This is a genomic window from Mesorhizobium sp. M0145, assembly GCF_040322355.1.
GTDB lineage: Bacteria > Pseudomonadota > Alphaproteobacteria > Rhizobiales > Rhizobiaceae > Mesorhizobium.
Map to the genome: position 1 here is coordinate 255973 of NZ_JAMYTK010000003.1, position 14607 is coordinate 270579.

The 14607-nt window shown below is 62.2% G+C and carries 10 protein-coding genes; 5 read left to right on the forward strand and 5 right to left on the reverse strand.

Annotated elements, in window-relative coordinates:
- Nucleotide 1: 1 nt before the first annotated feature.
- Nucleotides 2-775: a gamma-glutamyl-gamma-aminobutyrate hydrolase family protein gene (locus tag NKJ28_RS08310; RefSeq protein WP_023676247.1), complete on the reverse strand. Its 774-nt coding sequence runs from the start codon at nt 773-775 to the stop codon at nt 2-4.
- A 284-nt stretch (nt 776-1059) separates the two neighbouring features.
- Between NKJ28_RS08310 and NKJ28_RS08315 the strand changes: the two genes are divergently transcribed.
- On the forward strand, nt 1060-2169 hold the full coding sequence (locus tag NKJ28_RS08315; RefSeq protein WP_023676249.1) for a TRAP transporter substrate-binding protein: 1110 nt from the start codon (nt 1060-1062) through the stop codon (nt 2167-2169).
- A gap of 387 nt (nt 2170-2556) precedes the next feature.
- Here the strand turns inward: NKJ28_RS08315 and NKJ28_RS08320 are convergent, their stop codons facing one another.
- From NKJ28_RS08320 to NKJ28_RS08335, 4 genes are all read right to left on the reverse strand, one after another.
- Nucleotides 2557-3582 carry a zinc-dependent alcohol dehydrogenase family protein gene (locus NKJ28_RS08320; protein WP_023676250.1) on the reverse strand — a complete coding sequence of 342 codons (1026 nt, stop codon included), beginning with the start codon at nt 3580-3582 and terminating at the stop codon, nt 2557-2559.
- A gap of 16 nt (nt 3583-3598) precedes the next feature.
- On the reverse strand, nt 3599-5377 hold the full coding sequence (locus NKJ28_RS08325; RefSeq protein WP_352635057.1) for a TRAP transporter large permease: 1779 nt from the start codon (nt 5375-5377) through the stop codon (nt 3599-3601).
- On the reverse strand, nt 5377-5961 hold the full coding sequence (locus NKJ28_RS08330) for a TRAP transporter small permease subunit (RefSeq protein ID WP_023676252.1): 585 nt from the start codon (nt 5959-5961) through the stop codon (nt 5377-5379). Before NKJ28_RS08330 ends, NKJ28_RS08325 begins: the two co-directional genes overlap by 1 nt.
- A 204-nt stretch (nt 5962-6165) precedes the next feature.
- Nucleotides 6166-7071, reverse strand: coding sequence for a branched-chain amino acid ABC transporter permease (locus NKJ28_RS08335; RefSeq protein WP_023676253.1), 906 nt, complete (start codon nt 7069-7071; stop codon nt 6166-6168).
- A 140-nt stretch (nt 7072-7211) separates the two neighbouring features.
- Between NKJ28_RS08335 and NKJ28_RS08340 the strand changes: the two genes are divergently transcribed.
- From NKJ28_RS08340 to NKJ28_RS08355, 4 genes are all read left to right on the forward strand, one after another.
- Nucleotides 7212-7820: a CGNR zinc finger domain-containing protein gene (locus NKJ28_RS08340; protein WP_352634941.1), complete on the forward strand. Its 609-nt coding sequence runs from the start codon at nt 7212-7214 to the stop codon at nt 7818-7820.
- Nucleotides 7813-8343, forward strand: a complete 531-nt coding sequence (locus tag NKJ28_RS08345; protein ID WP_352452209.1) for a hypothetical protein — start codon at nt 7813-7815, stop codon at nt 8341-8343. The genes NKJ28_RS08340 and NKJ28_RS08345 overlap by 8 nt, the downstream gene beginning before the upstream one ends.
- Nucleotides 8344-8568: 225 nt before the next feature.
- Entirely contained in the window at nt 8569-12048 is a 3480-nt protein-coding gene (locus tag NKJ28_RS08350; protein ID WP_352634943.1) for an indolepyruvate ferredoxin oxidoreductase family protein, read from the forward strand.
- 152 nt (nt 12049-12200) lie between these two features.
- Entirely contained in the window at nt 12201-14522 is a 2322-nt protein-coding gene (locus NKJ28_RS08355) for a putative bifunctional diguanylate cyclase/phosphodiesterase (protein WP_352452207.1), read from the forward strand.
- The last annotated feature ends 85 nt before the right edge of the window (nt 14523-14607 follow it).

Here is a 14607-nt window from a genome sequence, read left to right on the forward strand (position 1 = left end):
ACTATTCCGCGGCTGCGCGCGCACCCGATTTCGCCGCCTGATGCAGACGTACAGCATCGCCGAAGGCGCGAAATATCTTTACCGAGATACTGTCCGATTTGACCCAGTATTCGGGATGCCACTGGACGCCGACGGCGAAAGCCCGTGCATCGCGCACCGAAACCGCCTCGACGGTGCCGTCGGCGGCGACCGCTTCGACCTGCAGCTTTGGGCCAAGTCGGCCGATGGCCTGGCGATGCACCGAATTGACCATGATGTCGCCGGCGCCGAAGACCCCGGCCAAGCAGCTGCCGGGTTTTATCGCCACGCTCTGGCGGATGGCGAAGCGTTCGTCCTGATTGTCGCTTGCCGGCGCACGATGATCGAGCGAACCGGCGCGTTCCTGGATTTCGGTGGCCAGCGTGCCACCCAGCGCCACATTCATCTCCTGGATGCCGCGGCAGATGGCGAGCAATGGCACCCCGCGCTCCACCGCCCGGCGGATCAGCGGCAACGTCGTCGCGTCGCGGGCGGAGTCGTAAGGACCATTGGCTTCGCTGGCGTCACCGCCATAGAGCGAGGGATGAACGTTCGATTTGGAACCGGTGACCATGACGCCGTCGACGGCGGAAAGCAGTTCGTCGAAGTCGAGCCGGTCGCCGAAGGACGGTACCAGCAGCGGGAACACGCCTGCACCCGAAAGCGCCGCTTCGAGATATTGCTGTGGCGCGGCATGCCAGGTGTAATTGTCGAACTGGCGGACATCGGTCGATACGGCGACGAGCGGCTGGTGCATTTGGTCCGGATCCCATCGGGTGCAACGAATTATCTGCCTGCAAAATAGGCGATCCGAAGGCGCATTTCCATGGCAAGTTTCGGCGTGTCGCGTAGGCCAGTTAATCGACCTTAGACTATAGTTGCAAGATCTGCCCCAACGCCGTGAATTTCCCCGAAATGCGCCGCTCAAACCGGGCTGCCGTGCTGGACTCGACTCCTTGCCTGTGTATTGTCGGCTCGAAGCCGATCCGGGCGCCGAAGTGTCCCGAATGTCGGTCAGTGGATCCAAAAGGGAGGAACTTCATGGATCGTCGTTCGTTCATCCGCAAGGCCGGCACCGCCGGCGTTGGCGCCGCGGCCGCTGCCGCGACACTTGCCGCGCCGGCCATCGCCCAGTCCAATCCGAAAGTGACCTGGCGGCTGGCGTCGTCCTTCCCGAAGTCGCTCGATACGATCTATGGCGGCGCCGAAGTGTTTTCCAAGATGCTGTCGGAGGCGACCGACGGCAACTTCCAGGTCCAGGTCTTCGCCGCCGGCGAACTCGTTCCCGGCCTGCAGGCCGCCGATGCCACCACTGCCGGCACCGTCGAGGCCTGCCACACCGTGGCATACTATTACTGGGGCAAGGACCCGACCTGGGCGCTGGGAGCGGCGGTTCCGTTTTCGCTCAACGCGCGCGGCATAAACGCCTGGCACTATCATGGCGGCGGCATCGATCTGTTCAACGAGTTCCTGGCGACGCAGGGTCTGTTTGGGCTGCCGGGCGGCAATACCGGCGTGCAGATGGGCGGCTGGTTCCGCAAGGAGATCAAAACGGTCGCCGACCTTTCCGGCCTCAAGATGCGTATCGGTGGTTTTGCCGGCAAAGTGGTGCAAAGGCTCGGCGTGGTTCCTCAGCAGATCGCCGGTGGCGACATTTATCCGGCGCTGGAAAAAGGCACGATCGATGCCGCCGAATGGGTCGGCCCCTATGACGACGAGAAGCTCGGCTTCTACAAGGTTGCGCCCTATTACTACTATCCCGGCTGGTGGGAAGGTGGACCGACTGTCCATCTGATGTTCAACAAGGCGAAGTACGACGAACTTTCGCCGGCTTACAAGTCGCTGGTGCATACTGCCGCTCAAGCGGCCGACGCCAACATGCTGCAGAAATACGACTATCTCAATCCGGCGGCGGTTAAGCGGCTGGTTGCCGGCGGTGCCAAGTTGAGCCCGTTCAGCCAGGAGATCATGGCCGCCTGTTTCGAAAAGGCCAACGAAGTCTATGCCGAGATGGAAGCCTCGAACGCGCCGTTCAAGAAGATCTGGGATTCGATCAAGGCGTTCCGCAAGGAGCATTATCTCTGGGCGCAGGTGGCCGAGTACAACTATGACACCTTCATGATGGTCCAGCAGCGCAATGCCAAGCTCTAGAACATTCTGCGACGCCGAGTGGCTCCACTCGGCGTCGCAGAAATGGGCTAAAACAAAGCGGATGCCCGGTTTTATTTGAATGCATTCCGCTCCAGGAAGACGTGGTTCTTGTCAAAGGACCCTGAGCACGCCCCGTGTTCCTTCCTGTCAGCCTCGGACGCACTGACTTCCACCGGTATTCCCGCCCGGAGCATGGCAATAGAACACTGTCGACTTGATGCGGCCACGCATCAGTTGCTGGACCTCACCCGGTTGTAAGCCGGCGTCGCCATAGGTGGCGGGGTCGCCTTTCCCCGGCTTCATCAGCCCGGCTTTATCAGATTGAGGATGAAGCCATCGATGCGACGCAGAACCGCGAAGCCTGCCGGTGGCAACTGGCCCGATGGATCAGCTCTGAGGCACTGCCAGGACTTTGACCTCACCTGGCGCCGGCGGGTTGGCAATGATCGCCACCGCCTCGTCGAGGCTGACTTGTCGTGATATCAGCCGATCTACTTCGATCGCCCCCGAGGCGATAAGATCGGCGGCCCGGCGATGGGTAAAGGGGTTGAGGAAGGAACCCAGGACCTTCAACTCACGGAACAGCAGATCGAACGGTTCGAACGCCACTTTCATGCCTTGCGGCATCACGCCGACGACGACGACGGTGCCGCCCGCTTTGGCCAGCCGCATCGCCTGCTCAACAGTGTCTTTCACGCCGGCGCATTCGAACACCACGTCGACGCCGCCCGGCATCAAACCCGACCGGCCGACGATCGCATCGGTGACATCGAAGGCGCTGGGATCGAGCGTCGCCGTTGCGCCAAATTGCTCGGCAAGAGCCCGCCGCGAGGCCTGACGGGTCGACAAGATAATGGTCGTCGCACCGGCGAGCTTTGCCAGCTGAACGGTGAGCAGGCCGATCACGCCGCCGCCGAGCACCGCGACCGACGAGCCTGGTTTGATCGCGGCAAGGTCCACGCCATGCAGGCAGCAGCCGAGCGGCTCGCAGAAAGCACCATGCGTAGGCTTCAGATCGCCTGGCAAGACGAAGGCCTGTTTCTGCGGCAGGACAAGATATTCGGCAAAGCCGCCATCGCGATGGATGCCGATGGCGCGTAGATTGCCGCAGAGATTGACCCGGCCGGCCTGACAATGCTCGCATCGGCCACAGGCAATGTTGGGATCGCCGGTGACGCGGTCGCCGACCGAAAAGCCGGATACGGCAGGTCCGACCGCCTCGACGATGCCGGAGAATTCATGCCCGAGCGTCACCGGCGGCGTGCACGGGAATTCACCATGGAAAAGATGCCTGTCGGTGCCGCAGACGCCGCACGCCTCGATGCGCACCAGCAGATCGTTCGGCCCGGCGGTCGGTTTCTCGACCTCGCACACGGCGAGGCTGCCCATTCGCTCCAACCGAACCGCCTTCATGGCTGCCGGGCCTTCCTCAGTTGAAACTCGGTGGTTGCGACAGATCAATTGCCGGCGCCGCCGGTTTCGCGGGCGGCTTTTCGTCGAAGCTCGGCGGCTGCGACAAATCCGGTGTGGAAGGTGAGGCCGGGGCAGTGCCGCCGTTGGCTGGCGGCGTGCCAAGCGGCGACAAGCCGATGCCAGGCGTTTCCGGCACCTGGTAGTTGATGGTGCCAGGATCGACGACAGTGCCTTTGTAGTGCATCACCATCTGCGGGAAGGCGATGGTCAGGCCGATCATGATCACCTGGATGCAGACGAAGGGCACTGCGCCCCAATAGATCTGCCCTGTGGTGACCGGCGCGATCTGCTTGCCGGTGAGTCGGTCGAGATAGGGCACGCGCGCGGCGACCGAGCGCAGATAAAACAGCGCGAAGCCGAAGGGCGGATGCATGAAGGAGGTCTGCATGTTGACGCCCAAAAGCACGCCAAACCAGATCAGGTCGATGCCGAGTTTGTCAGCCGCTGGCGCCAAAAGCGGCACGATGATGAAGGCAAGCTCGAAAAAGTCGAGGAAGAAGGCGAGCACGAAGACGAGGATGTTGACGCCAATCAGGAAACCGACTTCACCGCCCGGCAGCGACGTCAACAGGTGCTCGACCCAGATGTGGCCATTGACGCCGTAGAAGGTCAGCGAGAACACCCGCGCGCCGATCAGGATGAACAGAACGAAGGACGACAGCCTGGTCGTCGACGCCAGCGCCTGCTTGACCACGTCGAGCGACAGCCGCCCCTTCATCGCCGCCATTGCCAGCGCGCCGACGGCGCCCATGGCGCCGCCTTCCGTCGGCGTGGCGATGCCAAGGAAGATCGTGCCCAGCACCAGGAAGATCAGCGCCAGCGGCGGGATCAGCACGATGATCACCTGCTGTGCCAGTCTGGACATCAGGTTGATCTTCAGGCGCTGGTCGACGATCGCGACGACATAGATGAAGATGACGCCGATGGTGGCGCCGAGGATATCGGCGTTGCCGCCATGGTTCGGCGCAAGGTAGCGATACGCCGCATAGGAAACCACCACCGCCGCCAGCAGCGCCGCCAGCAGCGACAGCGCGCCGTGGCCGAGCGTGCGGGCCTCCAGCGGCAGGGCCGGCATCGACTTCGGCCGGAAGATCGACATGAGCAGGATGTAGAGCATGTAGATGCCGGTCAAAATGAGCCCGGGGATCAGCGCTCCCTTATACATATCGCCGACCGAGCGGCCGAGCTGGTCGGCCAGGACGATCAGCACCAGTGACGGCGGGATGATCTGGGCGAGCGTCCCGGACGCGGCAATGACGCCGGATGCCAGCCGCCGGTCGTAGCCGTAGCGCAGCATGATCGGCAGCGAAATCAGACCCATGGCAATGACGGAGGCCGCCACCACGCCGGTCGTCGCGGCGAGCAGCGCGCCGACGAAAATCACGGCATAGGCGAGGCCACCACGGACAGGTCCGAACAACTGGCCGATCGTGTCGAGCAGGTCTTCGGCCATGCCGGATCGTTCGAGCACGATGCCCATGAAGGTGAAGAACGGGATCGCCAGCAGCGTATCGTTCGACATCACCCGGCTGCCATAGAAATTATCCGGCAACGCGTGCAGCAACGGCCAGGCGAGATTGATCGAGCCGCCCGAATAGGGCGACAGAAGCACGCCGATGAAGAAGAACATCAGGCCGTTGGCGGCGAGCGAGAAGGCGACGGGGTAGCCGATCAGCAGGAAGACGACCAGCGAGGCGAACATGATCGGCGCCATGTTCTGGGCGATGAACTCGATCACGAGCGCACCTCTTCGACGAGCGCCTTGGCTTCGAGTTCGGCCTGCTCATGCACCGATATGAACGGAGTGGGATCGTCCATCTGACCGCGCATGATGGCGATTTTCTTGATGATTTCGGAAATGCCCTGCAGCGCGAGCAGAAAAAAGCCGACCAGCAGGATCGCCTTCGCCGGCCAGATGATCAGCCCGCCGGAATTGTTCGACATCTCCCCGCTGCGATACGACAGCGACACATAGGGAACGAAATAGACCACCATCAACGTCACGAACGGCATCAGGAAGAAGACGTGACCGAAAAGGTCGATCCAGTGCTGCACGCGGCGCGAGAACATGCCGTAGACGATATCGATGCGGATATGGTCGTTCTGCTTCAGCGTGTAGGCGGCGGCCAGCATGAAGGCGGCGCCGAACAGATACCATTGCAATTCCAGCCAGGCGTTCGAGGACATGTCGAACACCTTGCGGATGACGGCGTTGGCGGCGCTTACCAGGATCGCCAGCAGGATCAGCCACGAAACCCATTTGCCGATGAATTCGTTCAAACGGTCAATGGTTCTGGAAAGAGCGAGAAGCCCTGCCATGCATTCCTCCCTTGTGTCAGAGCGCGGCGGTTCCCTGTCCGTCGCGTCGCTGTGGACCAACGGTATGCAGTGCGTGGTCCGGCGGGTCAACACGGGACAGCCCGCATAAACACAGTTGTGAGATGACGGGCGGCAAAATGCTGCCGCGTCCTTTGCATGTCCAAGGACATGCGGCGCTTTCACTCAAGCAAAGTCGGGTGCGGCTCAGGCGATCTTCTGTTGGTCGCGGCCGGCGCCGATCAGCACAAGCATGGCGACGAGGAACAGGTACATCCAGCCGTCCCGCCATTCGAGCGGAAAATAGCCGGCCCATAGCGATTCGGCCATGCCGAAAGCGGCGGCGCCCAGTGCCGCCCGCAAAGGCGAAAGATAGCCGCCCACTGCGGTCACGAACAGGATTTTCAACCCGTAGACCAACCCTGTGCCGAAGCTGATGTTACCGTAGTAGAAGGCGGCGAGCACGCCGGCCAGTGCCGCGCAAAGGCCGCCGAAAAGCACCGCACGCCGAAACACCGCACGGACATCGACGCCGCACATCGCAGCCGCCTTGGGATCGTCGGATACGGCGCGCCAGCTCCGGCCGAAGCTCGAATATGCGAAGCCCCAAGCAGCCAGCGCTATGGCCGCCAGTACGGCGGCGCAATCGAGCAATTGGATCAGCGTCAACGTCGCCTTGAAGCTGGCATTCTGCGCGAAGACGATGGTCTGGGCCAGCATTGGCGGCAACCATAGGTCATGGGTATCGGCGGCGATGCGGCTGGCTTCCGACAAGACCAGCAATATGCCGAGCGTCGTCACCACGATGGCGTTGGGCGAGCGGTCGGCCAGCGGTTCGAAGATACTTCGCGACAGGACATGGCTGAGCAGCGCCGCATAAAGGAATGCCGCAGCTACGCCGAGCGCGACCGATGCAAACAGCGTCAGCCACAGCGCCTGATAGCCGAACGCCGCGGTGAGGATCATCGTATGCCCGCAAAAGGCGAACAGCGCGCCATAGGCAAGATTGGTACGGTGCAGGATGCCATTGGTCAGCACGTAGCCGAAGGCAAGCAATGCGTAGAGCGCGCCCGAATGCAGCCCGTTCAGAACCTGCTGGAAGAAATAGAGCATGCAAGACCCTCTATGCATGCCCCGCAATCGGGGCAGAGGTTTGGGACGAACGATATTCTCAGTACGGCGATCGCCTCAGTGACGAGCGTTGCACCCGGAATCTAACTTGTCAAACGCGAGTTATCAGTTAGATTCGCCATATGACAGTATCCTGGACTCCGCACCGCTTTACCGGTGGCATGCTGGCGCTCGATACGGCGAACACCGTCGTTTTGCGGAACGATCCGAAGAAAACTTTCGACCGTTTCGACGATCCGGCCGAGATCGCCCGCTTTGCCGAAGCCGCGAGTGCCTTTCGCGCCGCCGAGCGCGGCGGCAGGCGGCTCGTAGCGCCGGCGCCTGAAAAGATCGCACCGGTGGTGCTGTCGATCCGGGAGACGACCGATCGGCTGTTTCGCGGCGCGGTATCGAAAGGTGCGATCGCGACCGGCGATATGCCGAAATTCTTGGAAGCCTGCGCCGATGGCCTTGCTCATAGCCGCACCGAAATCGGCACGCCTGGAAAACCGTTCGGTGATCCGGCGACGCCGATTGCCTTCGAGGCCGCGCTTGCGGTCTCGGCGCTGTCGCTGCTGCGTAGCGACACCATCGCCAGGCTGCGGATATGTCCGAACTGCAGCTGGCTGTTTGTCGACAAAAGCCGCAATTCCAGCCGCCTCTGGTGCGACATGGCGGTGTGCGGCAACCGCCAGAAGGCAAACCGACACTATCGCCGCCGGACCGCGGCCAGGGAGGTCACCAATGTCTAGAAGATTCTCACGCGCGATGATTGTCGTCGCGGCGTTGTTCGCGGCGGCCGCGCTCGGCGCCTGCCGTGATTCCGGCAAGGACCAGCTGTTCGCCATTTCCGGGAAGCTGTTCGAGTTCAACTACCGGCTGGGTATCGCCACCTATGTCATCACCCTCAATCCGCTGCGGCCGGTGGGTGAGGGGCAGGTCGCTGTGGTCTCCTTCCAGAACCCGGCCGGTGGTGATCCGATCATCGTCACCCAGAAAATATGGCCGAAGCTGCCGCATGTGACGCTCACCAGCCCGCCGCTTACCTGCGTTGTCAAGGACAAGCCCTATGCGGTGTCGATCCGCATCGAGGATTCCAGCGGCAAGTTGCTGCAGAGTTTCGCGACCACTCTGACGTCCTCGCTCGACCAGTCGGTCCTGCCCGACCGGCCTCTGGTGGTCGGGCCAGTCTACGAGCTCAACAAGGACTTGGCCGGCCATGTCGACGGCAAGCTGCCCGGTGAACCGAAGCCCAGTTGCCCAAAGGCTGCATGATGCATCACCAGCGGCACTGACCGCCGCCGGAATTTTTCATGCTCGGCCATCCTCCCCGACAGGCGTTTCGTGGCGCTACACGGCCGCGCACGGATCGTTTGTTGCGGACCGCCTGGCACCTTCGATTTTGTTTGACCTCCCCGGCAAGGGAAGAAAGACTGTGGGCACTCGACTCCGACGTTGGCCGCGCACCACCAGGCGCGGCCTCCGCACAGGAAATGCCTGATGACGCTGCACAATGTCGCGCTCGACGACAAGTTCGACCTGGCAAAGGAGCGCATCTTCCTGTCGGGTGCCCAGGCAGTCATCCGCATGCTTCTGATGCAGCGCGAGCGCGACCGCCGGGCTGGCCTGAACACCGCCGGTTTCGTCTCCGGCTATCGCGGCTCGCCGCTCGGCGGCCTCGACATGCAGCTGTGGAAGGCCAGGAACCAGCTCGCGCAGTCGGACATCGTCTTCCAGCCCGGTCTCAACGAGGAGCTCGCCGCCACCGCCTGCTGGGGCTCGCAGCAGGCCGAATTGCTGGGCGAGGGTACCCATGACGGCGTTTTTTCGGTCTGGTACGGCAAGGGTCCGGGCGTCGACCGCTCCGGCGACGTGTTCCGCCACGCCAATCTCGCCGGGTCGTCGAAACATGGCGGCGTGCTGGCCCTGATGGGTGACGACCACATGGCCGAATCCTCGACCAACGCGCATGCCACCGAGTTCCTGTTCGTCGACACCATGGTGCCGATCCTTAATCCGGCCGGCGTCCAGGAGATCATCGACTACGGCCTCTACGGCTTTGCCATGTCGCGTTTTGCCGGCACCTGGGCGGCGATCAAATGCGTCAAGGACAACATCGAATCGACGGCCTCGGTCGATGCCGCGCTCGAACGGCTGAACATCATCGTGCCGGACTTCGACATGCCGCCCGGCGGCCTCAATATCCGTAACGAGATCGACATGCTCGGCCAGGAGGAGCGGCTGCATGAACACAAGCGCGCCGCCGCTTCGGCCTTCATCCACGCCAATGGGCTGAACCGGATCGTCTATTCGGGCGGCAGCAGCGCCAAGCTTGGCATCGTCACCATCGGCAAGAGTTATCTCGATGTTCGCCAGGCGCTGGAGGATATCGGCATCGACGAAGCGGCCGCCAGTCGCATCGGTATCAGGCTGTTCAAGGTCGGCTGCCCGTGGCCGCTCGACCTGCAGCACATCGCCGACTTTGCTCGCGGCCTCGATACCATCGTCGTCGTCGAGGAGAAACGCTCGCTGATCGAGGTGCAACTGCGCGAGAACCTTTACGGCACCGCGACGCAGCCGATCATCGTCGGCAAGAAGGACGAGCGCGGCGACTGGCTGTTCCCGGCCAAGGGCGCGCTCGACCCCAACGATATTGCCATCGCGCTCGGCGAGAGGATTTTGCGAACGATCGGCCCGTCGGAAGAAATCGCCGCGCGGGTGGCGAAGTTGCGCCAGTTCCAGGCGATGCTGGCCGACACGTCAGACATCGCCTCGCGCACGCCCTTCTTCTGCTCCGGCTGCCCACACAATTCCTCGACCAAGGTGCCGGACGGCTCGCTCGCCGCCGCCGGAATCGGCTGTCATTTCATGGCGCTGTGGATGGACCGCAACACCGTCGGCTTCACCGCCATGGGCGGCGAGGGCGCGCAGTGGGTCGGCCAGGCGCCGTTCTCGAAGCGCGAGCACATCTTCCAGAATCTGGGCGATGGCACTTACAACCACTCGGGTGTGCTGGCGATCCGCTTCGCGCTGTCGACCGACGCCAACATCACCTACAAGATCCTCTACAATGACGCCGTCGCGATGACCGGCGGGCAACCGCACGAGGGCGGCCTGACGGTGGACATGATCGCAAGGCAGGTGCGCGCCGAGGGCGTGGAGCGCATCGCCATCGTCACCGACGAGCCGGACAAATATACCGGCAAGGTGGAATTTCCCGCCGGCGCCACCATCCATCACCGCGACGACCTCGATCTCGTCCAGCGCGAGTTGCGTTCGGTCAAAGGCGTCTCGGTGCTGCTCTACGACCAGACCTGCGCCGCCGAGAAGCGTCGCCGCCGCAAGCGCGGCACCTTCCCCGATCCCGACAAGCGTATCTTCATCAACGAGCTGGTCTGCGAAGGCTGCGGCGATTGCGGCGTGCAGTCGAATTGCGTCTCGATCCAGCCGGTCGAGACCGAATTCGGCCGCAAGCGCAAGATCGACCAGTCGAGTTGCAACAAGGACTTCTCGTGCGTCAACGGTTTCTGCCCCTCCTTCGTCACCGTCCACGGCGCCAAAATCAGGAAAGCCGAAGGCATAGCCGGCGCGGCCGACCCGCTCGCGGGGGTGCCGGCGCCGGCGCAATTTACGCTCGGTGAACAAGGCTGGGCGGCGATCATCGACGGTGTCGGCGGCACCGGCGTCGTCACAATAGGCGCGGTGCTCGGCATGGCCGCGCACTTGGAAGGCAAGGGCTGCGGCATGATCGACATGGCCGGCCTCGCCCAGAAGGGCGGCTCGGTGTTCACCCATGTCCGCATCGCCCGCACGCCGGACGACATCCACGCCATTCGGGTATCGGCCGGCAAGGCCGATCTCGTGCTCGGCTGCGATCTCGTCGTTTCGGGTGCCAAGAAGGTGTTGGCCGCGGTGCGCGAAGGCCATACCATCTTCCTCGCCAACACTGCCGAGATCATGCCGGGCGAGTTCGCCCGTTCGGCCGATTTCTCGCTGCCCGTCGAGCGGCTGAAGAAAGCGATAAGAACGGCCGCGGGCGACGACAGGACGCATTTCTTCGACGCCACCCGCACCGCCACCGCGCTGTTCGGCAGCTCGCTTGGTGCCAACATGTTCATGCTCGGATTCGCCTTCCAGCATGGCGGCTTGCCGCTGTCGGCGGAGGCGGTCGAAAAGGCGATCGAGCTCAACGGCGAGGCGGTAGCGATGAATATCGCGGCATTTCGCTGGGGCCGCCGCGCCGCCCACCAGCCGGATTTCGTGCGCAGCCTTCTCGCCCAGCCGGGCAAGGCCACGCAGCATGCCGCCATTGCCGAGACGCTGGACGATATAATTGCTCGCCGCGTCGCCTTCCTGACCGCCTATCAGAACGCCGCCTATGGCAAGCGCTATGCCGACAGACTGGCGGCGCTGCGCAAGGCCGAAACCAATGCTGTGCGCGGTTCGACCGTGGTGACCGAGGCTGCCGCAAAGAACCTGTTCAAGCTGATGGCGATCAAGGACGAATACGAGGTGGCGCGGCTTTATACGGACGGCTCCTTTGCCGCAGAGCTCGCAAAGCAGTTCCAGAGCTACGGCAAGCTTGAATTCCATCTCGCACCGCCGATCATGGGCAGGCGCGGCAGTGACGGCAAGCCGAAGAAATCGAGCTTTGGCCCGTGGATGATGAACGGGTTCCGCCTGCTGGCGGCGATGAAGGGGCTGCGCGGTACCGCTTTCGACCTGTTCGGCTACAGCGCCGAGAGGCGTATGGAGCGGCAGCTTCTTGCCCTCTATGAAGCCGACCTGGAGCTTGTCGCCGGCGCGCTGGCGCCGGGCAAGATCGAGGTTGCTGCCGCGCTTGTTTCGGTACCGGCGCTCATCCGCGGCTTTGGCCACGTCAAGCAGGCCAGTGCCGAAAAAGCCGCCGGCGAACGCCAGCGTCTGCTCGACCGCCTCTCGACGGCGCCGCTGCGGCCGCAACTTCAAGCCGCCGAATAATTCAGCGCTGTGATACTCCTTGTTTACCTGAACTGTAGTTTCCCTGCTTCCGCTGCGTCACCAATGGATGCCAATAGAGCCCGAACCGCTGCTCTAAACCTTTCTTAAGGCCAATGTGACACTGCTGGGTTCCCCAGGGTTGGGATCCAGGCGTGAATCTGAGACGAAAAAACGAGATTCCGGTCGACGTTTACATTCCGTTCGTGGAAACGCTGTTTCGCGACGGGTTCACGCTGTCGATCGGCCTTGTTGCGCAGACACTCCTCGTCATTCTGGTCTATTGGAAGACCATGGACTTGGCGTATCTTCTAGTTGCCGCTGGGCTCATCATTGTCGGTACTCTGCGCCTTCGCAACATCCGAAAATACGGGCGACTTCCTTCCCCGACGACGTGGGAAGAAGCCCATGATCGCGAAAACGATTACATAATTTTCGGTTCGATGCATGGTTTCATGCTTGGCGCGTTCTGTTTCGTCAGTATCTATCTGGCAAATGACAGCCACGACAACTATGCCGAAATAGCCTCTGTCTGCGTCACTCTGGCATCGGTCACGTCGATTGCCGGCCGCAATTATGGGTCGCCGCGCATGGTTATGATTTTTATCATAACCACCACATGGCCCATATCGCTTGGCTTTATCCTGCGCGGCGATATCTACCACATCATCCTCGGTCTGATGTCGGCCCCTTTTCTGTTTGCGATCAAGCGGTTCGCCGACATCGTCCGCGAAGTCCTGTTTACCGCCCTGTCGGAGGAAAAGAAGGCGAACCGCATCGCGCAGCGTTTCAACCGCGCGCTCAACACCATGTCGCATGGCCTTGTCATGCTTGGTCCCGACGGCCGGGTGGCGGTGGCCAATGCCGAAGCCGCGCACCTGATGTCGCTCAAATCGGCCGATGCGCTGCTAGGCCGCTCGATCCACGGTCTGCTGATGCGCGGCGCTGCAGGCGGCATGCTGGCGCCGAAAGATTGCCGTTACATCGAAGCCCAGCTGACGCGTGCGTTGCGCGAGGGCCGCGACCGCAAGGTCCTGGTCTCGCTCACCAACGGCCAGCACTATGAATTTTCGGCGCGCGAAGGCAGCCAGGAACTGGGCGTCGTCACTTTCGAGGATGTGACCGCCCGGGTCGAGGCGGAAGACAAGATCCGCTTCATGGCGCGCTACGACAGTCTCACCGGCCTGCCCAACCGCGCCTACTTCCACGAGTTGGTGGTGGAAGCCATGGCCTCAGGGGATCCCGAGCGTCTCTGCGGGCTGGTGGTGCTCGATCTCGATGATTTCAAGAGCGTCAACGACACGCTCGGCCATCCGGTCGGCGACGGATTGATCTACGCCGTTGCCGAGCGGCTGGCGGCAGTCGCTGGGCCAGGCATCACCGTCAGCCGCTTCGGCGGCGACGAGTTCATGATCTTCTTCGAGCGCATCGAGGATGAAAGCCACCTGACCGGCCAGGTTGATGAGATCTTTGTCAATCTACAGGGCGAGGTCGATGTCGCCGGCCACGGATTACGCATCCAGGCCAGCGGCGGCGCGGTGCTGTCGCGGGTCAAGGATACCGACGTTGACGCCATGATCGTCAAAGCCGACCTTGCACTCTACAAGGCCAAGGAGCTTGGCAAGAACGGTTGGCGGCTGTTCGAGGCCTCCATGGATGCTGCCTTCCGCAGCCGTCAGCTGATGAAGGCGGACCTGCGCAGCGCCGTGGAAAACAACGAATTGCGGGTGGTCTATCAGCCGATCGTGGCGATGAGCACGATGCGTATCGCCAGTTGCGAAGCGCTGTGCCGCTGGGATCATCCCGATCTCGGGCCGATTTCCCCCGGTATCTTTATTCCGCTGGCGGAGGAAATGGGGATTATTTCCGACATCAGCACCTTCGTCCTGCATGCGGCCTGCACGGAATGCGCCAAATGGCCGGCCCAGACCAGCGTGTCGGTCAATCTCTCGGCCAAGGATTTCCGCAACCGTGATGTCATCCAGAAGGTTCGCGACGCGCTGGCTGAATCCGGTCTCTCCGCCGGACGTCTGGAGATCGAGGTCACCGAGACGGCGCTGCTCGACGACAAGTCGCTGACACGCCAATATATCGAGGAGTTGAAGCGGCTCGGCGTGCGCATTGCGCTCGACGATTTCGGTACCGGATATTCGAGCCTCAGCTATCTCCACAAACTGCCGCTCGACAAAATCAAGATCGACCGCTCGTTCCTGATGGATGTCACTCAGAACAGCCGGTCGCTCGAATTGCTCAAGGGCATCGTCAACCTGTCACGGCCGCTGGGACTTTCGGTTACCGTCGAAGGTGTCGAGACCTTCGAACAGCTCAAGATCCTGGCATTGCAGGTCAAGCCGGACCTGGTCCAGGGCTTTCTGTTCGGGTCGGCACTCAGCGCGTCCGGCATCGAGACGATGTCGAGCACCGTCTGGCCCTTCGCCAAGGACATCCAGACGGCAAGGAAGGCGCCGCGGCGCTGACTTCGCGCTGAAAAACCGCGTATTTTAGTATAATTTTATTAATTGTTAACCCTAACGAGCGGTAAACGAGCTCCTATTTATTTTC